The 21,481-nt window shown below is 62.9% G+C and carries 16 protein-coding genes and 2 riboswitches; of the genes, 7 read left to right on the plus strand and 9 right to left on the minus strand.

Translation table 11 applies throughout. The features are described from left to right. Positions 1–35: 35 nt before the first annotated feature. Both ABX75_RS10815 and ABX75_RS10820 read right to left on the minus strand, forming a co-directional pair. Positions 36–530: a DUF934 domain-containing protein gene (locus ABX75_RS10815; RefSeq protein WP_034097039.1), complete on the minus strand. Its 495-nt coding sequence runs from the start codon at positions 528–530 to the stop codon at positions 36–38. Then, the gene (locus ABX75_RS10820; protein ID WP_034097040.1) at positions 514–2,172 is read right to left on the minus strand and encodes a nitrite/sulfite reductase; all 1,659 of its coding nucleotides are present in this window, start codon (positions 2,170–2,172) and stop codon (positions 514–516) included. The genes ABX75_RS10815 and ABX75_RS10820 overlap by 17 nt, the downstream gene beginning before the upstream one ends. A 423-nt stretch (positions 2,173–2,595) precedes the next feature. Here ABX75_RS10820 and ABX75_RS10825 point away from each other — a divergent pair, with 423 nt between their 5' ends. Further along, positions 2,596–3,663, plus strand: a complete 1,068-nt coding sequence (locus tag ABX75_RS10825) for an ABC transporter substrate-binding protein (RefSeq protein WP_034097041.1) — start codon at positions 2,596–2,598, stop codon at positions 3,661–3,663. Here ABX75_RS10825 and ABX75_RS10830 read toward each other — a convergent pair. Together ABX75_RS10830 and metH are read right to left on the minus strand one after the other, a co-directional pair. Next, positions 3,660–3,869, minus strand: coding sequence for a DUF2970 domain-containing protein (locus ABX75_RS10830; protein ID WP_034097042.1), 210 nt, complete (start codon positions 3,867–3,869; stop codon positions 3,660–3,662). The two genes, ABX75_RS10825 and ABX75_RS10830, sit on opposite strands and share 4 nt — an antisense overlap. Before the next feature lie 68 nt (positions 3,870–3,937). After that, a complete protein-coding gene (metH, locus tag ABX75_RS10835) occupies positions 3,938–7,648 on the minus strand; it encodes a methionine synthase (RefSeq protein WP_034097043.1) in 3,711 nt (1,236 codons plus the stop codon). A 165-nt stretch (positions 7,649–7,813) separates the two neighbouring features. Between metH and ABX75_RS10840 the strand changes: the two genes are divergently transcribed. Then, positions 7,814–10,108: a fatty acid cis/trans isomerase gene (locus tag ABX75_RS10840; protein WP_047881917.1), complete on the plus strand. Its 2,295-nt coding sequence runs from the start codon at positions 7,814–7,816 to the stop codon at positions 10,106–10,108. A gap of 93 nt (positions 10,109–10,201) precedes the next feature. After that, on the plus strand, positions 10,202–10,786 hold the full coding sequence (gene nfuA, locus ABX75_RS10845; RefSeq protein WP_034097045.1) for a Fe-S biogenesis protein NfuA: 585 nt from the start codon (positions 10,202–10,204) through the stop codon (positions 10,784–10,786). A gap of 339 nt (positions 10,787–11,125) precedes the next feature. On the opposite strand, the gene cobM is transcribed toward nfuA, so the two are convergent. The 4 genes from cobM to ABX75_RS10865 all read right to left on the minus strand — a co-directional run bounded on the left by cobM (position 11,126) and on the right by ABX75_RS10865 (position 13,227). Further along, positions 11,126–11,875, minus strand: coding sequence for a precorrin-4 C(11)-methyltransferase (gene cobM / locus ABX75_RS10850; RefSeq protein ID WP_034113179.1), 750 nt, complete (start codon positions 11,873–11,875; stop codon positions 11,126–11,128). A 70-nt stretch (positions 11,876–11,945) separates the two neighbouring features. After that, positions 11,946–12,338, minus strand: coding sequence for a cobalamin biosynthesis protein (locus tag ABX75_RS10855; protein ID WP_047881918.1), 393 nt, complete (start codon positions 12,336–12,338; stop codon positions 11,946–11,948). Continuing rightward, positions 12,335–13,027 carry a CbtA family protein gene (locus ABX75_RS10860; RefSeq protein ID WP_034137919.1) on the minus strand — a complete coding sequence of 231 codons (693 nt, stop codon included), beginning with the start codon at positions 13,025–13,027 and terminating at the stop codon, positions 12,335–12,337. The genes ABX75_RS10855 and ABX75_RS10860 overlap by 4 nt, the downstream gene beginning before the upstream one ends. Before the next feature lie 11 nt (positions 13,028–13,038). Continuing rightward, entirely contained in the window at positions 13,039–13,227 is a 189-nt protein-coding gene (locus tag ABX75_RS10865) for a CbtB domain-containing protein (RefSeq protein ID WP_034097049.1), read from the minus strand. A 97-nt stretch (positions 13,228–13,324) separates the two neighbouring features. Then, positions 13,325–13,533: riboswitch (cobalamin riboswitch) on the minus strand. Positions 13,534–13,574: 41 nt separating this feature from the next. Beyond that, positions 13,575–13,774, plus strand: a riboswitch (cobalamin riboswitch). Between the two features lie 92 nt (positions 13,775–13,866). On the opposite strand from ABX75_RS10865, the gene cobW reads away from it, so the two are divergent. Genes cobW through ABX75_RS10885 form a run of 4 tightly spaced genes read left to right on the plus strand, consistent with a single transcriptional unit; the run spans position 13,867 to position 20,347 of the window. After that, on the plus strand, positions 13,867–14,928 hold the full coding sequence (cobW, locus tag ABX75_RS10870) for a cobalamin biosynthesis protein CobW (protein WP_034097050.1): 1,062 nt from the start codon (positions 13,867–13,869) through the stop codon (positions 14,926–14,928). 3 nt (positions 14,929–14,931) lie between these two features. After that, the gene (gene cobN, locus ABX75_RS10875) at positions 14,932–18,696 is read left to right on the plus strand and encodes a cobaltochelatase subunit CobN (protein ID WP_047881919.1); all 3,765 of its coding nucleotides are present in this window, start codon (positions 14,932–14,934) and stop codon (positions 18,694–18,696) included. Beyond that, positions 18,693–19,691 (plus strand): ATP-binding protein, encoded by a 999-nt coding sequence (locus ABX75_RS10880; RefSeq protein WP_034097052.1) that lies wholly within the window; start codon positions 18,693–18,695, stop codon positions 19,689–19,691. The genes cobN and ABX75_RS10880 overlap by 4 nt, the downstream gene beginning before the upstream one ends. 53 nt (positions 19,692–19,744) lie before the next feature. After that, positions 19,745–20,347 (plus strand): VWA domain-containing protein, encoded by a 603-nt coding sequence (locus ABX75_RS10885; protein ID WP_034097363.1) that lies wholly within the window; start codon positions 19,745–19,747, stop codon positions 20,345–20,347. A 125-nt stretch (positions 20,348–20,472) separates the two neighbouring features. Here ABX75_RS10885 and ABX75_RS10890 read toward each other — a convergent pair whose 3' ends face one another. Continuing rightward, positions 20,473–21,420: a DUF1853 family protein gene (locus tag ABX75_RS10890; RefSeq protein WP_047881920.1), complete on the minus strand. Its 948-nt coding sequence runs from the start codon at positions 21,418–21,420 to the stop codon at positions 20,473–20,475. Positions 21,421–21,481: the final 61 nt, after the last annotated feature.

Consider the following 21,481-nt stretch of genomic DNA (forward strand, 5'->3'; position numbering starts at 1 on the left):
CCCTGGCATGCCAGGGCTTTTTTATGTGCGCCAACTCAGCGGCGACGGAACAGCGGCAGCGGCTCGTCAGTGGCGGCCTGGTAGGTCACTGAGAAGTCCTTGAGGCTTTCCAGCGCTTCGTACGGGTCTTTGTCGGCGCGCAAGGCGAAGGCATCGAAGCCGCAACGGTGCAGGTAGAACAGCTGATCGCGCAGTACATCGCCAATCGCTCGCAGTTCGCCCTTGTAACCGTAGCGGTCACGCAGCAGGCGGGCGTTGGAGTAGTTGCGGCCATCGGTGAAGGCCGGGAAATTCAGGGCGATGACCTGGAAGTGTTGCACGTCCGCGCCGATCTCTTCGGCTTCTTCATCGGCGTCCAGCCATACGCCCAGGCCGCCGTCGCGAGCCTTGAGGGCGTGGCCGTGTTCGCGCCACAGCGCCAATGGCACGATCAGGTCGTCGCAGTTGGAAATGCCGTCGAAGCTCGCGTCCTTGGGCAGCAGGTGCCAGGTTTCGTCGACGACTTCGTTGTTCTTAATGATTCGCTGCATAGACGCGCTCCTTGAACAGGTCGATGCCGATACGCTGATAGGTGTCGATGAAACGCTCATCTTCGGTGCGCTGTTCGATGTATACGTCGATCAGTTTGCCGATCACGTCAGGCATGGCTTCCTGGGCGAAGGACGGGCCGAGGATCTTGCCCAGGCTCGCATCGCGGCTGGCGCTGCCACCCAGGGACACTTGGTAGAATTCTTCGCCTTTCTTGTCCACGCCCAGGATGCCGATATGGCCGACGTGGTGGTGACCACAGGCGTTCATACAGCCGGAGATGTTCAGGTCAAGCTCACCGATGTCGAACAGGTAGTCCAGGTCGTCGAAACGGCGCTGGATCGATTCGGCGATTGGGATCGACTTGGCGTTGGCCAGGGAGCAGAAATCCCCGCCCGGGCAGCAGATGATGTCAGTCAGCAGGCCGATGTTCGGCGTGGCGAAACCGCTCTCGCGTAGCTCGCCCCACAGGGTGAACAATTGGCTCTGCTCAACGTCCGCCAGGATGATGTTCTGCTCGTGGGAGGTGCGCAGCTGGCCGAAGCTGTAGCGCTCGGCCAGGTCGGCAACGGCGTCCAGCTGTTTGTCGGTGATGTCGCCTGGGGCCACGCCGGTCGGCTTGAGCGACAGGGTCACGGCCACATAGCCTGGCTTCTTGTGCGCCAGGGTGTTGCGGGTACGCCAGCGGGCGAAGCCAGGATGCTGCTCGTCGAGGGCGGCGAGTTCGGCGTCCTGATTGCTCAGGGCCTTGTACTCGGGGTCGACGAAATGTTTGGCGACGCGGTGCACTTCGGCGTCGGTCAAGGTGGTCTGGCCGCCGCGCAGGTGTTCCATCTCGGCGTCGACCTTTTGGGCGAACACCTCAGGGGTCAGCGCCTTGACCAGGATCTTGATCCGGGCCTTGTACTTGTTGTCGCGACGGCCGTAGCGGTTGTAGACGCGCAGGATGGCGTCCAGGTAGCTCAACAGGTCCCGCCACGGCAGGAACTCGTTGATAAACGCGCCGACGACCGGGGTACGGCCCAGTCCGCCACCCACCAGTACGCGGAAACCCAGCTCGCCAGCGGCGTTGTACACCGGCTCCAGGCCGATATCGTGAACTTCGATGGCGGCACGGTCCGAGGTCGAGCCATTGACGGCGATCTTGAACTTGCGCGGCAGGTAGGCGAATTCGGGGTGGAAGGTGGTCCACTGGCGAATGATTTCACACCAGGGGCGCGGGTCGATCAGCTCATCGGCGGCTACCCCGGCGAACTGGTCAGTAGTGACGTTGCGCAAGCAGTTACCGCTGGTCTGAATCGCGTGCATCTGCACGGTGGCCAGTTCCGCCAGGATGTCCGGAACATCTTCCAGGGCCGGCCAGTTGAACTGAACGTTCTGGCGGGTACTGATGTGGGCATAGCCTTTGTCATAGTCGCGGGCAATCTTGGCCATCATGCGGGTCTGGCGCGAGGTCAGTTGGCCGTAAGGCACGGCCACGCGGAGCATCGGCGCAAAGCGCTGAACATAAAGGCCATTTTGCAGGCGCAGAGGGCGGAACTCTTCTTCGCTCAGTTCACCTGCCAGATAGCGTCGGGTCTGATCACGGAACTGCTTGACGCGGTCCTCGATGATGCGCTGATCGTATTCGTCGTATACGTACATATAGGTCCTGTTCTCGGCAAATCTGCGCGCACGGCCGCGCACTCCCAACGGAGCCGGCGCACGATACCAGTTTGCGTTTATGCGCAAAAGTGATGTTTGAGTATATGCACATAACCAAAATGACTAATGAGACGGGTTATCACGATATCCATATTTGTCATGCGGGCAATCATCGACTTTACTGTCGTCGAGTCTTAATGCAATCACCTATAAAACCGACAAGAGGCGATGCGATGAGCAATCCTACAAAAGCCCGTAAACCCGACAGCACCGTGGATGCCTGGGCCATTCTGTTCCTGATCATCCTGGTGGTTGGCACTGCGGTATTCTGGGTCAGCCACCAATAAACCCTGTTGATTGAGCCTCGATTGTCGGGCGCATCGCCTTTATCCTAGGCGGCTTATTTTCAAGGCTCAAATCACCATGTTGAAGGTTTTGCTGGCGTGTGTGTACTTGCTGGGTTCTGCGTATGCGGCGACGGCTCAAGCCACGTCCGTGGTGTTCCTCAACCCTGGCAAGTCGACGGAAACCTTCTGGGTCGATTACGCGCAATTCATGCAGGCCGCCGCCAAGGATCTCGGCCTGGAGTTGCGCGTGCGTTATGCCGAGCGCGAAATCCAGAACACCCTCGTGCAGGCCCGTGAGGCACTGCAAGGCGACAAGCGCCCGGATTATCTAGTGCTGGTCAACGAGCAGTACGTCGCCCCGCAGATCATGCGTATGGCCCAGGGCAGTGGGGTCAAGCTGCTGCTGGTGAATAACGCGCTGACCGCCAGTCAAGCACAATGGCTGGAGGCTCAGACCGATGTCGATGAGATCGGCACCCTGGTAGCCGAAGACGATACCGCCGGCTACTTGATGCTCATCGACTTGCTGCGCCAGCACGGCCCCGTCGCGCCGGGACATACCCTCGATCTGCTGGCCTTCTCCGGCGCCCAGCACACCCCGGCCGCACAGTTGCGCGAGCAAGGCTTGCACCGTGCGCTGGCCGAGCATCCCGAAGTACGTCTGCGTCAGTTGGTCTACGGCGAGTGGAGCCGCGAACGTGCGTTTGAGCAAGCTACGCAGTTGTTCAAGCGTTATCCGCGCACGGCCTTGGTGTGGTCGGCTAACGACGAGATGGCGTTGGGCGCCATGCGCGCCCTTCAGAACAGCGGACGAACACCAGGCAAGGATGTGCTGTTCAGCGCTGTCAATAGCTCACCGCAAATCCTTCGGGCGCGCCTGGACGGGCGACTGAGCACGCTGGTGGCCGGGCATTTCACCCTGGGTGGATGGGCGATGGTGCTGATCCATGACGATGCCAACGGCGTCGACATCCGCGCCCACGGCGGGCTTGAGCGTCAGAAAGCACTGTTCCAGTTGATCGACGCGCAGCAGGCGCAACGCTTGCTGCGGCCTGTGCCTGCGGTGGATTTTCGTGCGCTGTCCGCCCAGGGCAAACCGGCGTCCTACCGTTACCCGTTCAGCCTGCAATGGCTGCTGCGTTAAACACCGGCCAGGTGCAGCACCAGCTTGACGATACCGAACAGGGTCAAGGCAAATACCACCGTGAACAGGATGCCCAGGACCACAAAGTGGCTGGGCTTGCCGTGGGTGAAGTCACGGGCGCGGTTCTTACCGCTTTGTACGCCAAAAGCGGCGGCCACCACGCTGTGCAGCATTTGCCAGAAGGTCGGCGGTTTGTGCTCGTCCATAGGTCCCTCGACACTCAGTGTGTGAGGGACAGCATAGACAATCGGCCAAATTTGAAAGCACGCCAGGTTTAGCTGTCGTAGCCCAGGTTCGGCGCCAGCCAGCGTTCGGTCACGGTCAGATCCTGGCCCTTGCGTGCGGTATAGCTGGCGACTTGGTCTTTATCGATCTTGCCCACGGCAAAGTATTGCGCCTGGGGATGGGCGAAATACCAGCCGCTGACGGCCGCTGCCGGGAACATCGCATAGTGCTCGGTAAGGAACACACCGCTGCGCCCGGCGTGCATTTCGCGGGCTTCGGGGTCCAACAGTTGGAACAGTTGGGCTTTCTCGGTGTGGTCCGGGCACGCAGGGTAGCCGGGGGCAGGGCGGATGCCGCTGTACTGCTCTTTGATCAGCGCCTCGTTGTCCAGTTGTTCATCCTTGGCGTAACCCCAGTGCTCCTTGCGCACCTGCTGGTGCAGCCACTCGGCGCAGGCTTCGGCCAAGCGGTCGGCGAGGGCTTTGACCATGATTGAGTTGTAGTCGTCGCCTGCGTCCTGGTACGCCTTGGCCACTTCTTCGGCGCCGATGCCAGCGGTAGTAATAAAGCCACCGATGTAGTCGGTCACGCCGCTGTTCTTGGGGGCGACGAAGTCGGCCAGGGAGAAGTTCGGCTTGCCGTCGGTCTTGATGATCTGTTGGCGCAGGTGATGCAGCTTGGCGAGGGGCTGACCATCGTCGCCGTAGACCTCCAGGTCATCCTCGTCGACCTGGTTGGCCGGCCAGAAACCGAACACCGCACGGGCGCTGATGAGTTTTTCGTTGATCAACTTATCGAGCATGGCCTGGGCATCGGCGTACAGCGCGGTCGCCGCTTCGCCCACCACTTCATCGGTGAGGATGCGCGGGAATTTGCCCGCCAGGTCCCAGGAAATAAAGAACGGCGTCCAGTCGATGTATTCGGCCAGCACCCTCAGGTCGATATTGTCCAGGACCTTGGCGCCAGTGAAAGTCGGCGTCACTGGGGTGTAGTTGGCCCAGTCGAACTGCGGCTTCTTGGCGATGGCGGCCGCGTAGCTCAGGCGCTCGGTGCGCGCACTGCGGTTGGAGGTGCGTTCGCGCACTTCGATGTAGTCCTGGCGGGTTTTCTCGACAAAACCAGCCTTCAATTCCTTGGACAGCAGTTGCGTAGCCACGCCCACGGCGCGAGAGGCGTCGGTCACATAGATCACTGCATCGTTGCTGTACTTGGGTTCGATCTTCACCGCCGTGTGTGCCTTGGAGGTGGTGGCGCCGCCGATCATCAGCGGCAGGTGGAAGTCCTGGCGCTGCATTTCGCGCGCCACATGCACCATCTCGTCCAGGGACGGCGTGATCAGCCCCGACAGCCCGATGATGTCGCACTTCTGTTCCTTGGCCACTTGCAGGATTTTCTCCGCCGGCACCATCACACCCAGGTCGACGATGTCATAGCCGTTGCAACCCAATACCACACCGACAATGTTCTTGCCGATGTCGTGCACGTCGCCTTTGACGGTAGCCATCAGGATTTTGCCCTTGGCTTCCGGCTTATCGCCTTTTTCCAGCTCGATAAAGGGGATCAAGTGGGCCACGGCCTGTTTCATCACCCGGGCGGATTTCACCACCTGGGGCAGGAACATTTTGCCGGCGCCGAACAGGTCGCCGACGATGTTCATGCCGGACATCAGCGGGCCCTCGATCACTTCGATCGGGCGCGCGAACGACAGCCGCGATTCCTCGGTGTCTTCGACGATATGGGTGGTGATGCCCTTGACCAGCGCATGCTCCAGACGCTTGTTGACGTCCCAGCCGCGCCATTCTTCGGTCTCGGCTTCCTTGACGCTCCCGTCGCCCTTGTATTTGTCGGCAATGGCAAGGAGGGCGTCGGTGCCGTCCGGGGTGCGGTTAAGGACCACGTCTTCCACCGCGTCGCGCAGCTCGGCGGGGATCTGATCGTAGATCTCCAACTGGCCGGCGTTGACGATGCCCATGGTCAAGCCATTGCGGATCGCATGCAGCAGGAACACCGAGTGGATCGCCTCGCGCACCGGGTTGTTGCCGCGGAACGAAAACGACACGTTGGACACACCGCCGGAACTCAGCGCATACGGCAACTCATCGCGGATGTAGGCGCAGGCGTTGATAAAGTCGACCGCGTAGTTGTTGTGCTCCTCGATACCGGTGGCGACCGCAAAGATGTTCGGGTCGAAGATGATGTCTTCCGGCGGGAAACCCACTTCATTGACCAGAATGTCGTAGGAGCGTTTGCAGATTTCTTTCTTGCGCGCTTCGGTGTCGGCCTGGCCGGCCTCGTCGAACGCCATCACCACCACCGCCGCGCCGTAGCGCTTGCACAGTTTGGCGTGGTGGATGAACTGCTCGACGCCTTCCTTCATGCTGATGGAGTTGACGATGCCCTTGCCCTGGATGCACTTGAGGCCGGCCTCGATCACTTCCCACTTGGAGGAGTCGATCATGATCGGGACGCGGGAAATGTCCGGCTCGCCGGCAATCAGATTGAGGAAGGTCACCATGGCCTTCTTCGAATCGAGCATGCCCTCGTCCATGTTGATGTCGATCACCTGGGCGCCGGCTTCCACCTGCTGCAGGGCGACTTCCAGGGCTTCGGTGTAGTTGTCCTCACGGATCAGCCGGGCGAACTTGGCGGAACCGGTGATGTTGGTGCGTTCGCCGACGTTGACGAACAGCGAGTTGCGATCGATGGTGAACGGCTCCAGCCCCGACAGGCGGCATGCCTTGGGAATGTCCGGGATCACGCGCGGCGCATAACCGGCCACGGCCTTGGCGATGGCTTCGATATGGCCCGGCGTGGTGCCGCAGCAACCGCCGACGATATTGAGAAAGCCGCTCTGGGCGAATTCTTCGATGACCTTGGCGGTCTGCGCCGGCAACTCGTCGTACTCGCCGAATTCGTTGGGCAGGCCGGCGTTGGGGTGCGCGGACACATGGGTGTTGGCCTTGTTGGACAACTCTTCCAGGTACGGGCGCAGTTCGCTGGCCCCGAGGGCGCAGTTCAGGCCCACGGAAATCGGCTTGGCGTGGGCTACCGAGTTCCAGAACGCTTCGGTGGTCTGGCCCGACAGAGTCCGGCCGGAAGCGTCGGTGATGGTGCCGGATATCATGATCGGCAGCTCAAGGCCCAGTTCCTCGAACACCCCTTGCACGGCGAAGATCGCGGCTTTGGCGTTGAGGGTGTCGAAGATGGTTTCGATCAGAATCAGGTCGGCGCCGCCTTCGATCAAGCCCTTGGTGGCCTCGGTGTAGTTCTCCACCAGTTCATCGAAGGTTACGTTGCGGTAGCCGGGGTTGTTCACGTCGGGCGACAGCGAGCACGTGCGGCTGGTCGGGCCCAGTACACCGGCGACAAAACGCGGCTTGTCCGGGTTCTCGGCGGTCTTGGCATCGGCAATCTTGCGCGCCAGGCGTGCGCCTTCGACGTTCAGCTCATAGGCCAGTTCTTCCATGCCGTAGTCGGCCATGGAAATCCGCGTGGCATTGAAGGTGTTGGTTTCGAGGATGTCGGCGCCGGCATCCAGATAAGCCTTTTCGATCCCGCCGATCACGTCGGGGCGGGTGATCACCAGCAGGTCGTTGTTGCCCTTGACGTCGCTGGGCCAGTCGGCGAAACGTTTGCCACGGTAGTCGTGTTCTTCCAGTTTATAGCTCTGGATCATCGTGCCCATGCCGCCGTCGAGGATCAGGATGCGTTCCTTGAGGGCGTGGTGAAGAGCTTGCAGACGAGCGCTACGATCGGACATGGGACTACTCTGGTCAGGCATTACGGAGGGCGTGGATCATAGCAAACCTGTGCGGATTTGGAGCATGCCTGGGTTTTGCATGAATATCGTTCATGTTGCCAGCAGGCATGGCCCGGTAGAATCACCGGCAATTTTTCAGCGTACCCCTTGAATCGGGACCGATCCATGTTACTTCGTTCACTCGTCTGCGCCGCATTGGCCTTGCTCGCCAGCACCGTCCACGCCCAGAGTCCCGTTCCGGCAATCTCCTACACCCGCGATATCCAACCGATTTTCACCGAGAAGTGCGTGGCCTGCCATGCGTGCTACGACTCCGCCTGCCAGTTGAACCTGGGCAGTGGCGAAGGTGCGGCGCGGGGCGCGAGCAAAGTACCGGTCTACGATGGCGAACGCAGCCAGGCAACTAAGCCGACCCGTTTGTTCTATGACGCCTTCGGCAAAGCCGCCTGGCAGCGCGAAGGGTTCAGTTCGGTGCTGGATGCCCAGGGCAGTCAGGCTGCCTTGATGGCGCGCATGCTGGAGCTGGGACATCGTCGTACGCCCTTGCACCCCAATGGCAAGCTGCCCGACGACATTGTGCTGGGCCTCAATCGTGAAAACATGTGCCCCTTGCCGGGGGAGTTCGACGCCTATGCCGGCGCCCATCCCAATGAAGGCATGCCGCTGGCGGTCACCGGGCTGACCGACCAGCAATACCAGACACTGCAACGCTGGCTGGCCTCCGGGGCGCCCATCGACGAGCAAGGCGTGGCACCCAGTGCCCGCGAAGCGGCGCAGGTGCTGCAATGGGAAAACCTGCTCAACGCCCCCGGCGCCCGCGAAAGCCTGGTGGCGCGCTGGCTGTTCGAGCACCTGTTTATCGCCCATCTGTACTTCGAGGGCGGTGAGCCGGGGCATTTCTTTCAGTGGGTGCGCTCGCGCACGCCCAGCGGCCAACCGATTGACCTGATCAACACCCGTCGCCCCAACGACGACCCGGGCACGCGGATTTACTACCGTTTGTGGCCGATCCAGGGCGTGATCGTGCATAAAACCCACATCACCTATCCGCTCAGTGCGCAGAAAATGGCGCGGATCAAAGCCTTGTTTTATGGCAGCGACTGGCAGGTCAGCGCGTTACCGGGCTACGGCCCAGGGCGGCGTGCCAACCCGTTCGAGACCTTTGAGGCGATCCCGGCCCAGGCGCGCTATCAGTTCATGTTGGATAACGCCGAATACTTCGTGCGTACCTTTATTCGCGGGCCGGTGTGCCGTGGGCAGATCGCCACGGACGTGATCCGCGATAACTTCTGGGCTTTGTTCCAGGCCCCGGACCATGACCTGTACATCACCGATGCGCGCTATCGCGGCCAAGCCACACCGTTGCTGGCGATGCCGGGGCAGAACGATGACGTGGGCAGCGTGCTTAGCCTGTGGCTCAAATACCGCGACAAACGCAACCAGTACGAAGCCCTGCGCCGCGACAACTACGCAGACCTGCCGGCGCCCAGTTGGTCGACCCTGTGGGCCGGCAATGACAACGCGCTGTTGAGCATCTTCCGGCACTTCGACAGTGCGTCGGTCAATAAGGGCCTGATCGGCGAGGTGCCGCAGACGATGTGGCTGTTCGATTACCCGTTGCTGGAGCGCACCTATTACCAGTTGGTGGTCAATTTCGATGTGTTCGGCAACGTCTCGCACCAAGCCCAGACTCGCCTGTATTTCGACCTGATCCGCAATGGCGCCGAGCAGAACTTCCTGCGCTTGATGCCGGCGGACTCACGCGAGGACTACCTCGACGACTGGTACCAGAACAGCGGCAAGCTCAAGCTGTGGCTGGACTACGAAGCCATCGACGACGATAAGCCCACTGGCCTGCACCTGGCTAAGAAGGACCCGAAACGCGATTTCGCCCAGCAGTTGCTCGCCCGCTACGGCGACTTGAACGTCAGCCCCGACCCGATCAACCGTTGTACCGGTGCGTACTGCTCGCGTGAGGGCATCGATCCGGCGCTGCAGGACGTCGACCAGGCCCTGAGCCGCCTTGCATCGCGCCCGGCGGCTGGGCTCAAAGTGATCAATCAATTGCCCGAAGCCACGATGCTGCGCGTGGAAACCCCAAGCGGCAAACGTGAGGTCTACAGCCTGTTGCGCAACCGTGCCCACAGTAACGTAGCGTTCCTGCTAGGGGAGGCGTACCGCTACCAGCCGGGGCTGGACACGCTGACGGTCTACCCTGGGGTGATGAGCAGCTACCCGAACTTTATGTTCAATATTCCCGCCGGAGACGTGCCGGAGTTCGTCTCCCGCATGGAGCAGGCCCAGGACGCCGAGAGCTTTGAGAAGATCGTCGATCGCTGGGGCGTGCGTCGCAGCCATCCGCAGTTCTGGGCGTATTTTCACGACCTGTCGCGCTACCTCCACGAGACCACTCCACTGGAAGAGGGCGTGCTGGACATGAATCGTTATCAAAACCTCTGACCTGCGTGACCGGCTTTTCCGACAAAAATACTGGGACTTTGTAACTCTGTAATGATTTGGCGTAAACTGCCGGCAAGCCTGTGAGGAGTTTCCATGACTGCCATAACCATTACCGACGCCGCCCACGATTACCTGGCCGACCTGCTGTCCAAGCAGAACACCCCAGGCATCGGCATCCGCGTCTTTATCACCCAGCCCGGCACCCAATACGCCGAGACGTGCATTGCCTACTGCAAGCCCGGTGAAGAGAAACCTGAAGACACTGCCCTGGGGCTGAAAAGCTTCACCGCATACATCGATAGCTTCAGCGAAGCGTTTCTCGACGACGCGGTGGTGGACTACGCCACCGACCGTATGGGCGGCCAGTTGACCATCAAGGCGCCGAACGCCAAGGTGCCGAACGTCAACGCCGACAGCCCGGTGAACGAGCGCATCAACTACTACTTGCAAACCGAGATCAACCCAGGACTGGCCAGCCACGGCGGTCAGGTGAGCCTGATCGACGTGGTCGAAGATGGCATCGCTGTGTTGAAGTTCGGCGGCGGCTGCCAAGGCTGCGGCCAGGCCGACGTAACCTTGAAGGAAGGCATCGAGCGCACCTTGCTGGAGCGTATACCGGAGCTCAAGGGTGTGCGTGACGTGACCGACCATACGCAGAAAGAAAACGCCTACTACTGAGTAAGGCGTTCGCTGCGAACAAAAAAACGGCGCCCCGTGAGCGCCGTTTTTTTTTGATTTAAATTCAGTTGGTTGAGATATTTATCTCATAAATCAGATTAAGTGATGAAAAGGCTTGCCTAAGATTGTAGTGAGTCAGCGTGGCCTTCAACTACTGGAAGTCCCTATCGGGGGCAAGCCCCCTCCCACAGTAGACCGCGTTCACTGGACGCTGCGAGGTTGCTTCATGTGGGAGGGGGCTTGCCCCCGATAGCGCCGGATCAGCAACTAAGCCGCCAACTGATACGCCTCTATAAAAATAAACTAAATCAAAAGCTTATATCTAATTGATAAAGTTATTTATAAAGTTCGATAAAGGTGCGCATGCCCCGCCCGATACAACGAGGATTCACTGAAACCGTCACTGGCCAACACCCGACCCACTAAAATCAACGCCGTGCGCCGAAACCCTTTGGCGACGACTTTCTCGGCAATATCCCCCAGCGTCCCTGTCACCCAATCCTGATCCGGCCAGGTTGCGCGATGCACCACGGCGATCGGGCAATCCGCACCGTAGTGTGGAAGCAGTTCGGCGACGATCTTTTCCAGATGGTTGACCCCCAGGTGAATCGCCATGGTGGTGCCATGTCGAGCCAGGCTGGCGAAGTCTTCGCCGGCGGGCATGGGGGTCTTGTCGGCGTAGCGCGTCAGGATCACGCTCTGGGCGATGTCCGGCAGGGTCAGTTCGGTTTCCAGCAAGGCCGCGCAAGCGGCAACGGCGGTGACGCCGGGGATGATCTGGAATGGGATGCCCAACGCACGCAAGCAGCGAATCTGCTCGCCAATGGCGCCATACAGGCTCGGGTCGCCGGAGTGGACTCGCGCCACATCGAAGCCATTGGCGTGGGCGGTCTGGATCAACTCAATGATCTGCTCCAGGTGCAGCTCAGCGCTGTTGACCACCTGTGAGGCCTGATGACCCTCCAGCACCGCCGCGGGCACCAGTGACCCCGCGTAGATAATCACCGGGCAACTGCGGATCAACCGCTGGCCTTTGACAGTGATCAATTCCGGGTCGCCGGGGCCAGCGCCGATAAAGTAGACGGTCATGGAGCGTTCCTGTGAAAAAACGGACGAGCATGAAGATTGTTCATGATCGGGGAAGGCGATTATCGGGTTTTTAACCCGTGCAGGCCAACGCCACCGTGGCATGGGCGTTTTTGCGGCGGGTGATCAGCAGTCTTGCAGGGGCTGCGTCGAGCTGTTCGGCCGCTGCCAGCGCGGCGCTTTCGGCAATGCCGTAACAGCCGGTGTGGGCAAAAGCCACGGCAGATTTGTGGCTCAGCCGACCTTCATATGCCGCCAGGTGCTGGGCGTTAAAGCAGCACAAGGGCAGGTCCAAGGCTGTGGCCAACGCCAGCAGCCCTGGTTCAGCGTGTTTCAGATCGATACTCGCCAGTGCAGTGAGCTGCCGGCGCTCGACGCCTGCTTCGGCCAATGCCTCATCCAGCAGCGCCAACAGGCTGTGAACCTCACAACCTCGCTGGCAGCCCAGACCGGCGACGAGGCTCATGCCGCGTAATGACTGTCGCGGTTACGCCGGAACAACCACGCGCTGATCAGGCCCAACGCCAGCCAGAACGCCATGTTGGTCAGCTGTGAAGCAATTTTGAACTGCGCTTCCAGCGCCTCCGGCGCCAGCATCGAATGCACTGCCGGCTGTGGCGCGCCAATCACATGGGGCACTACCAGGATCGCCACGCCCAGGACCTTGAGCAGCGCGTTGCGACCGAACACCAGCAGGGCGATACCGGCCGCGGTGGACGCGGCGGTGCCGATCCACCAGGTCTGACGCAGCGCCAGGTCAGCCGCTGCGGTGCCCGGCAGTTCCGGCGGCAGGCCCAGGGTGGGTGCCAGCACGAAAGTCGCATAACCGGCCAAGCCCCACAGCAGGCCCTGAGCCGTGCGGGTCGGGGCGCGCAGGGTGTAGAGACCGGCCAGCATCAAGGCAAAACCGACGGCCACCACCAGGTTGCCGGCGGTGGTCGACAGCACGCGCTGCCAGCCATCTTCCGGCTCCCAGGCTTCTGCGTCGTGGGTGTGCGCGGCGGTGCCGGCGGCGTGTTCATGGGCTGCCGGTGCCTGCTCGAAGGTCTCGGCCTGCAAAATCAGCGGAGCCACCCAGAAGCTTTGCAGCAGGGTCAGCAGCAGGGCGGCCAGCAGGCCGGTGAATCCTGCGGTTTGCGCAATACGCTTAATCATCTCGGCAGGTCTCAGTGGCACGGGAACGCGGCGCTGTGGCGGGTATCGTGGGCGGCGTTATGCACCGCCTCGATGTGGGAAAAGCCGGCGAAGTACACCAGGCACGCGCCGAGGATCGACGCACCGATGGCGGCGGTCAGGCGTTGGCTCAGGGTAGTGGTGCCGCTGGTGGCGGGCGAAGTGCTGCTGATGATCGACATGGCGCGTCCCTTTCAGGTGTCTGGGGTGGGGACGTGCGCATAAAAACCCCGCGAGCCGGACCCGCAGGGTTTGAACAGCGCCCGCCCACCGCGGGTTTGTTATCTGATTTTTTCGGGCCGGTCTCCGGGCTTGCGAGGGGGCTCTGCCAAGAACCCTTAAAGCGTCGCCTTCCCATGCTCAAGCACAGTGGCCGTGACGCTTCGCTCGCTTACCGTTGCGGGGGCAGCACCGGACTGACCATCGCAAGATGGCGCACCGGTTTCCCGTTTCACCCTGTGAAGGGCACCCGAAACAAGGCCTGTAGGAAAGCATGCAGAGCAGCGGTAGTCAAATTCACCATCCCCCTGTAGCCTTGCACCTTCGAGGTTCTTCGGCCCAGGTCGAAGCTAAGAAGGGAACGCGGTCCAAGCCGCGGCTGCCCCCGCAACTGTGAAGGGTTCAGTTGACTGCCACGCCACTGCCATCAGGCGGGAAGGCGCAGTCAGCGCCGGTCTTGCGACCCGAACGCCCCAAGCCAGGAGACCTGCCTCGTCACCGATTTTTTAATTCAACCGGGCGGGGTGATCCGGTGACGAAATCCGCTGCTGCGCGCCTGCGCAGGGCCTATCGTCCCGTATGCCCGCCCCCAAGGGCATCCGATGAAAACACTGGCCAAACTTCCCGTCACAATCGTTACCGGCTTCCTCGGCTCGGGCAAAACCACGTTGCTGCGCCATATGCTCGACAACGCTCAGGGCCGTCGCATTGCGGTGATCGTCAACGAGTTCGGTGAGTTGGGCATCGACGGCGAGATCCTCAAACAGTGCTCCATCGGCTGCACCGAGGAAGAAGCCAACGGCCGCGTGTATGAGCTGGCCAACGGCTGCCTGTGCTGCACCGTGCAGGAAGAGTTCTTTCCGGTGATGCGCGAATTGGTGGCGCGCCGTGGCGACCTCGACCATATCCTGATCGAAACCTCGGGCCTGGCCCTGCCAAAACCCTTGGTCCAAGCCTTCCAGTGGCCGGAAATCCGCAGCGCCTGCACGGTTGACGCGGTAATCACCGTGGTCGACAGCCCAGCCGTGGCCGCCGGCACTTTCGCTGCGTTCCCGGATCAGGTCGACGCCCAGCGCAAGCTCGACCCGAACCTGGACCACGAATCGCCGCTGCACGAACTATTTGCCGACCAACTGGCCAGCGCCGACCTGGTGATCCTCAACAAGTGCGACCTGATCAGCCCCGATGACCTGGCCCGTGTGCGCCTGGAAGTCGCCGAAGAACTGCCGCCGGCGGTGAAGATCGTCGAAGCCAGCAGCGGTCGCTTGCCCCTGGAGGTGCTGATCGGCCTGGGCGCAGGCTCTGAGGAACACATCGACGCGCGTCACAGCCATCACGACCACCACCACGAAGGTGAAGACGATCACGACCACGACGCGTTCGACTCCATCTCCATCGATCTGCCACAGGCAGATGAAGCGCTGCTGCTCGACGCCCTGACGCAATTGGTGGTGCAGCACGGCATCCTGCGCGTCAAAGGTTTTGCCGCTATCCCCAACAAACCGATGCGCCTGCTGATTCAGGGCGTGGGCACCCGTTTCGACAAACACTTCGACCGCGCCTGGACGGCCGACGAGCCGCGCACCACGCGCCTGGTGCTGATCGGTCAGGACCTGGACGCCGCCGGCCTCGAAGCGCAACTGCGCGCCGCGCTCAGCGTTTAACCCATGCACCTGCTCAGGACTCAGCCCGGCGGTTTTGTCGCGGACGACAATATCGCCGACCTTGGCCAGACGCCCGCCGAACTGGTGGTCCTGTGCAGCGGCGATTCCAGCTTGGCGCTACTGGCCGAAGCAGCCCGGCAACTGCCCGACGACTACCCCAGTCTGCGCCTGGCCAACCCCATGCAGGTGCAGAACCATGCCTCGGTGGACCTGTACGTCGACGAGGTGCTGCGCCACGCGAAAGTCATTCTGATTTCGCTGCACGGCGGTATCGGTTACTGGCGCTATGGCGTCGAGCGCCTGGTGGAGCTGGCCGAGCGTGGGGTGACGTTGATTCTGGTGCCGGGGGATGATCGCCCGGACCCGGAACTCAGCGGCCTGAGCACGGTTAACGCCGAACAGCGCGACCGCCTGTGGCAGTTCCTGCGCCAGGGCGGGTTGGGCAATGCGCTGGGTTTCTATCGCTGCCTGGCCAGCGCTCACCTGGGCCGTGACTATGTCTGGGCCGAGCCGCACACCTTGCCGCGCACGGCGATTTATCACCCGCGCCACGCCAACCCGCGCTTGAGCGATTGGCAGGCGGATTGGCGCGCCGAGCGGCCGGTGGCGGCGGTGCTGTTCTATCGCTCCCATCTGCAGGCGGCCAATACCTGCTTTATCGATGTGTTCTGCCAGCGTCTGCAGGCGGCGGGGCTTAACCCGTTGCCGATGGCGGTGGCGAGTTTGAAAGAGCCTGGCTGCCTGACGGTGGTCGAGGATCTGCTGGACGAGGTCGGCGCGGCGGTCATTCTCAACACCACCGGCTTTGCTCAATCCAGTCCGGAGGCGCCGCATTTACGCCCGTTTCGGCGCAATATCCCGGTGATCCAGGCGATCTGCGCCCAGGACAACCAGCCCGGCTGGGAGGCCAGCGAACAGGGCCTGGGGCCCCGTGACCTGGCCATGCACATTGCCTTGCCGGAGCTGGACGGGCGCATCATCAGCCGGCCGATCAGCTTCAAGGATTTGGCCTGGCGCAGCGAGCGCAGCCAGTCCGACGTGGTGTGCTATCGCGCCGCGCCCGAGCGCATGGATTTCGTCGCCGAACTGGCGCGGCGCTGGGTCGAGCTGGCGCGGGTGCCGAATGGGGAAAAACGCATCGCCCTGGTGCTGGCCAACTACCCGACCCGTGACGGTCGCATCGGCAACGGCGTCGGCCTGGACACTCCGGCGGCGGCGCTGAATATCCTGCGCGCGCTGCAAACCGAGGGCTATCCGCTGCCGGATCGACTGCCCGACAGCGGCACGGCGTTGATCCATGAACTGCTCGGTGGCGTGACCAACGACCTCGACAGCCTGGACCTGCGCCCTTGCCACCAGAGCCTGGGCCTGGACGAGTACGAGGCGTTGTTCTTGCGCTTGCCCGAAGCCAACCGCCAAGCCGTGTTGCAGCGTTGGGGCGCGCCGCAGCAAGACCCGATGTGCCGCGATGGCCGCCTGATGATTGCCGGCTTGCGCCTGGGCCTGACCTTTGTCGGTATCCAGCCGGCGCGCGGCTATCAGGTGGACGCCAGCGCGGTGTACCACGACCCGGACCTGGTGCCGCCCCATGGCTACCTGGCGTTCTACTTCTGGTTGCGCCATACCTATGGCGCCCATGGCGTGATCCACGTCGGCAAGCACGGCAACCTGGAATGGCTGCCGGGCAAGGGCGTGGGCCTCTCGGAGCACTGCTGGCCGGATGCGTTGCTGGGGCCGCTGCCGAACATCTATCCGTTTATCGTCAACGACCCGGGCGAGGGCGCCCAGGCCAAACGTCGTACCCAGGCGGTGATCATCGATCACCTGATGCCACCGCTGACCCGCGCCGAAACCTACGGTCCGCTGCGCGACCTGGAGCTGCTGGCGGACGAGTATTACGAAGCGCAATTGCTCGACCCACGCCGCGCCCGCGAGTTGCAGAAAGACATTCTCAAACTGGTGCGCGAAACCCGCATCGACCAGGAACTGCAGCTGGACGGCGATGCCGATGCCGCGATTTGGCTACCGCGCCTGGACACCTACTTGTGCGACCTCAAGGAATCTCAGATTCGCGACGGCCTGCACATCTTCGGCGAATCGCCCCAGGGCCGTTTGCGCATCGACACATTGCTGGCCTTGCTGCGCATTCCGCGCGGCGACGGGCGTGGCGCGCAATCGAGCCTGCTGCGCGTGTTGGCCAAGGCCTTCGCGCTGGGCTTCGACCCGCTGGACTGCGCCCTGGCCGAACCCTGGACCGGCCGGCGCCCCGAGGTGTTGCAAGGCATTGATAGTCAGCCTTGGCGCACCGCTGGCGATACCCGCGAGCGCCTGGAGCTGTATGCGGCGCAGTTGATTGAGCAAGCCTTGAACGGTCCGCTGGCGGTATTGCAGGCACCGGGCTGGGAAGAGGTGAGTGCAGTGATCGACAACCTGCGCAGTGTCGTCGCGCCGCGCCTGGACGCCTGCGGCCCGGCGGAAATGCGCGGCTTGCTGGATGCGCTGAGCGGTCGCTTCGTGCCGGCGGGGCCCAGCGGTGCGCCGAGTCGCGGGCGCCTGGATGTGCTGCCCACCGGGCGCAATTTCTTCAGCGTGGATGTGCGCAACCTGCCCACCACCACGGCCTGGCGTATCGGCTTCCAGTCGGCCAATCTGATTCTGGAGCGGCACTTGCAGGATCATGGCGATCACCTGCGTCAGCTCGGCCTGTCGGTATGGGGCACCGCCACGATGCGTACCGGCGGCGACGATATCGCCCAGGCCATGGCGCTCATGGGCGTGCGCCCGGTCTGGGCCACCGGCAGCCAGCGGGTGGACGACTTCGAGATCCTGCCGATCAGCCTGCTGGATCGCCCGCGCGTCGATGTGACCTTGCGCGTGTCGGGATTCTTCCGTGATGCCTTCGCCAACCTGATCCGCCTGTTCGACGCGGCGGTGCAGGCGGTGGCAGCGCTGGACGAACCGGACGATATGAACCCGCTTGCCGCCAAGGTGCGCAGCGAGCGCGAGGCATTGCGTCAATCCGGGCTGGACGACGACGCGGCAGCGAAACAGGCCGGTTGGCGCATCTTCGGTGCCAAGCCGGGGGCCTATGGCGCTGGGGTGCAGGGCGCGATTGATGGGCGTTTGTGGCAAAGCCGTGCGGACCTCGCCGAGGTCTACCTGAACTGGGGTGGCTACGCCTATGGCGGGTCCGACGAGGGCACCGCCGCCCGTGAGCAGTTTGCCCAGCGCCTGAGCCAGGTGCAGGCGGTGGTGCAGAATCAGGACAATCGCGAACACGACCTGCTTGATTCCAACGACTATTACCAGTTCCAGGGCGGCATGCTCGCCGCCGTGGAAACCCTGAGCGGCGACAAAGCCGCCAGCTACCACGGTGACCACAGCCAGCCGGACCTGCCGAAGATTCGCACCTTGAAGGAAGAGCTGAACCGGGTGATCCGCGCCCGCGCCGCCAACCCCAAGTGGATCGAAGGGGTGAAGCGTCACGGCTATAAAGGCGCGTTCGAGATGGCGGCCACCGTGGACAATCTGTTCGCCTTCGACGCCACCACGGCGCTGATTGACGATCATCAATATGCCTTGCTCGCCGATGCCTACCTGCTCGACCCCGACACCCGGGCGTTCGTGCAGCAACACAACCCCGACGCATTGCGCGACATGACCGAGCGCATGCTCGAAGCCCAGCAGCGCGGCCTCTGGCAGGCGCCAGGTGCTTACCGTGACGCCTTGGAAAACCTGTTGCTGGATATAGAAGAAGACAGTCAATGACCGATATTCCCCATTTCCCGCTGTCCGCCGTGGTCGGCGCCGATGACCTGAAACTGGCGCTGTGTCTGGCGGCTATCGATCCCAAGATCGGCGGCGTGCTGATCGAAGGTCCGCGCGGCATGGCCAAGTCCACCCTGGCCCGTGGCCTGGCCGATCTGTTGGCCAGCGGTCAATTCGTGACGTTGCCGCTGGGGGCCACCGAAGAACGCTTGGTGGGCACTCTGGATCTGGACGCCGCGCTGGGCGAGGGGCGTGCGCAGTTTTCCCCGGGCGTGCTGGCCAAGGCCGATGGCGGTGTGCTGTATGTGGATGAAGTGAATTTGCTGCCCGATCATCTGGTGGATCTGCTGCTGGACGTGGCCGCCAGTGGCACCAACCTGATCGAGCGCGACGGCATTTCCCACCGCCATTCGGCGCGCTTTGTACTGGTTGGCACCATGAACCCGGAGGAGGGCGAGTTGCGCCCTCAACTGCTGGACCGCTTCGGCTTCAATGTGGCGTTAAGCGGGCAGACCTTGCCGGTCGAGCGCGGGCAGATCCTCCGGCGCCGCCTGGATTTCGACAGCGATCCCGCCGCCTTTTGCACCGAGTGGGCCGAACAGCAGGCAGCGTTGCGCGAGCGCTGCACTCAGGCGCGGGCGCGGTTGGACAGTATCGAGCTGGATGATCAGGCCCTGGCGCAGATTACCGAGCGCTGCTTTGCCGCCGGTGTCGATGGTTTGCGTGCTGACCTGGTCTGGCTGCGCGGCGCCCGGGCCCATGCGGCGTGGCGGGGCGCGGATGAGATTGCCGAAGAGGACATCGAAGCCGTCGCGGAACTTGCCTTGCGCCATCGTCGCCAGGAGCCATCTCCACCGGCCAGCCCACCCAGCCAGGCACAGTCGCCGAAGCCTTCGGACAGCTCGCCCGCTCAAGGCCAATGGGGCGATATGCCCGCGCCGGCCCTGCCTACCGGCACTCGCCGAGACGTGCCCACCTGGCCAAAAAAGCCCTAGGCATCCGCCCCCGACCTGACGCGGGGACGGATGCCCGCCCCAAGGTCGGGCGACTGGACAATGGCAGGCAAGGCAAGGCGCGCAGTGCCCGGCAGGGTTCGATCAACTGGCCCGGTACTTTGCTCGGCGGCCGGCCGCATTCCCGTGAAGACCTGTGCTACCACCTGCGCAGCCGCGCGGCCCACGAGTTGTGGCTGGTGATCGTCGATGCGTCGGCGTCCACCCGGCGGCATCGTGCATTAACCGACGCTAAGGGGTTGCTCGCCCAGCTCTTTGACGACGCCTACCGGCAACGCGCACGCATGGCCTTGTTGACCGCCAGCGGCCAGGCGCCGAAGTGGCAGGTTCAAGGGTTGAAAGCTGCCAGAAGCCTGACCGGCTGGCTGGATCAGCTGGGTGCGGGCGGTGGCACGCCGTTGCTGGCGGCACTGACCGAGGCGCAGCATTGGATGGTGGCGCGACGCAAGCGGTATCCGGCTGAGCAGCAGCGTGTGTTGGTGATTACGGATGGGCGGCTCAAGGACATCGGCGGGTTGCCGTTATTGGCGTGTGCGGGGTTGCTGGTGGATATCGAGCGCGGGCCGATCAGGCTGGGGCGGGCCCAGGAGTTGGCGGCTGGGTTGCAGTTGGATTACCGGCATATCGATGAGGTGTAGTGGCGGTACCACCGCCATCGGGGGCGAGCCCCCTCCCACATTTGATCGAGTACACCCTTTGGAATGCGGTCAGTGTGGGAGGGGGCTTGCCCCCGATGACGCACTCACATACACCACACCCGCCATCAACCAGCCCCCGGCACATTCGGCCAAAGATCGGCCACCAGAAACAAGCGCTCGGCTTCCTCCCAATCCCCGCCGTTCTGCACCATGCGCACGAGCAACTGCGCAGGCGCCAGCGGATCAAGGTCGGCCAGCCACGCCCGCAGCTGTTCCTCACTCCACACTTCATCCGCCGGGTAATGCGCCGGCGCCAGCCAGGCATGGCGGGGCAGGGGTTGCCAGCGTCCGGGCGCGCTGACCGCGACAAAATCCCGCCAGTCGCGCTGATGCAACCAACGCCCGCGCAGGTGCTGAGGGTGCGCGCCCGTCGGTGGTTCGGCCAGGCCGGGCCAGGGGTAGAGCAAATACCCGCCCAGCCACAAGTGCGCGTCGAACTGCTGAATATCCAGCGCCGCCAAAGCTTCGCGGCTCTCGGCCCGTGCTGAAATCGGCAGTTGATGCTGGGCCAGGTGCGCCAGTTTGCGGTCGAGGCGGTCGTGACAGCCGGGGCCCAGCCATTGCGCGGTGTCCTGGCCGTTGCCGTGCTGCGGGCCGAGATAGAGCTTGATCGCCAATTCCAGGTGATGCACGCCGTCGCGGTCGCGCAGCAGCATGTCCAGTTCACCGAGGGTATGCCCGGCGCGGCGGATCGGCAGGTTGGCGGCCAGCAGTTCCACGCCCGGCGCATGCTGCACGGCAAATTGCCACAAGCGTTCGTAGTACAGCCCCAAGCGCCGCGTGCGCGACAGGCTCAACCAGTGCTGCAAGGTCCGGCTGTCTTGGTCGAGGCTGCGCAGCCAGTGGGCGAGCCGATCCGGTGCTTGCACCCAGTCACTGCCGGCCAGCGGGTGACGCTGCGGCCAGGGCGCGCGGGCTAGCATCGGCGGGGCGAGGATCACCCACGCCAAGTCGCGCACCTCCGGGTGGCGCAGTTGGCGGGGCAGGTTGAGTAGATCGGGGAACACAGTCATGTGTCCGAGCATAGCCGTTTAACCGCGCAGAAGGGGGCTGAGAACCGTTGTCATCAAGGCT

Source organism: Pseudomonas sp. ARP3, from assembly GCF_001029595.1.
Classification (GTDB): Bacteria; Pseudomonadota; Gammaproteobacteria; order Pseudomonadales; family Pseudomonadaceae; genus Aquipseudomonas; species Aquipseudomonas rhodesiae.

What these genes read in the sequence shown, in the direction of transcription:
- ABX75_RS10815 (WP_034097039.1), bottom strand. Translation starts at nt 530, where the DNA reads ATGCAGCGAATCATTAAGAACAACGAAGTCGTCGACGAAACCTGGCAC.
- ABX75_RS10820 (WP_034097040.1), bottom strand. Translation starts at nt 2,172, where the DNA reads ATGTACGTATACGACGAATACGATCAGCGCATCATCGAGGACCGCGTC.
- ABX75_RS10825 (WP_034097041.1), top strand. Translation starts at nt 2,596, where the DNA reads ATGTTGAAGGTTTTGCTGGCGTGTGTGTACTTGCTGGGTTCTGCGTAT.
- ABX75_RS10830 (WP_034097042.1), bottom strand. Translation starts at nt 3,869, where the DNA reads ATGGACGAGCACAAACCGCCGACCTTCTGGCAAATGCTGCACAGCGTG.
- metH (WP_034097043.1), bottom strand. Translation starts at nt 7,648, where the DNA reads ATGTCCGATCGTAGCGCTCGTCTGCAAGCTCTTCACCACGCCCTCAAG.
- ABX75_RS10840 (WP_047881917.1), top strand. Translation starts at nt 7,814, where the DNA reads ATGTTACTTCGTTCACTCGTCTGCGCCGCATTGGCCTTGCTCGCCAGC.
- nfuA (WP_034097045.1), top strand. Translation starts at nt 10,202, where the DNA reads ATGACTGCCATAACCATTACCGACGCCGCCCACGATTACCTGGCCGAC.
- cobM (WP_034113179.1), bottom strand. Translation starts at nt 11,875, where the DNA reads ATGACCGTCTACTTTATCGGCGCTGGCCCCGGCGACCCGGAATTGATC.
- ABX75_RS10855 (WP_047881918.1), bottom strand. Translation starts at nt 12,338, where the DNA reads ATGAGCCTCGTCGCCGGTCTGGGCTGCCAGCGAGGTTGTGAGGTTCAC.
- ABX75_RS10860 (WP_034137919.1), bottom strand. Translation starts at nt 13,027, where the DNA reads ATGATTAAGCGTATTGCGCAAACCGCAGGATTCACCGGCCTGCTGGCC.
- ABX75_RS10865 (WP_034097049.1), bottom strand. Translation starts at nt 13,227, where the DNA reads ATGTCGATCATCAGCAGCACTTCGCCCGCCACCAGCGGCACCACTACC.
- cobW (WP_034097050.1), top strand. Translation starts at nt 13,867, where the DNA reads ATGAAAACACTGGCCAAACTTCCCGTCACAATCGTTACCGGCTTCCTC.
- cobN (WP_047881919.1), top strand. Translation starts at nt 14,932, where the DNA reads ATGCACCTGCTCAGGACTCAGCCCGGCGGTTTTGTCGCGGACGACAAT.
- ABX75_RS10880 (WP_034097052.1), top strand. Translation starts at nt 18,693, where the DNA reads ATGACCGATATTCCCCATTTCCCGCTGTCCGCCGTGGTCGGCGCCGAT.
- ABX75_RS10890 (WP_047881920.1), bottom strand. Translation starts at nt 21,420, where the DNA reads ATGACTGTGTTCCCCGATCTACTCAACCTGCCCCGCCAACTGCGCCAC.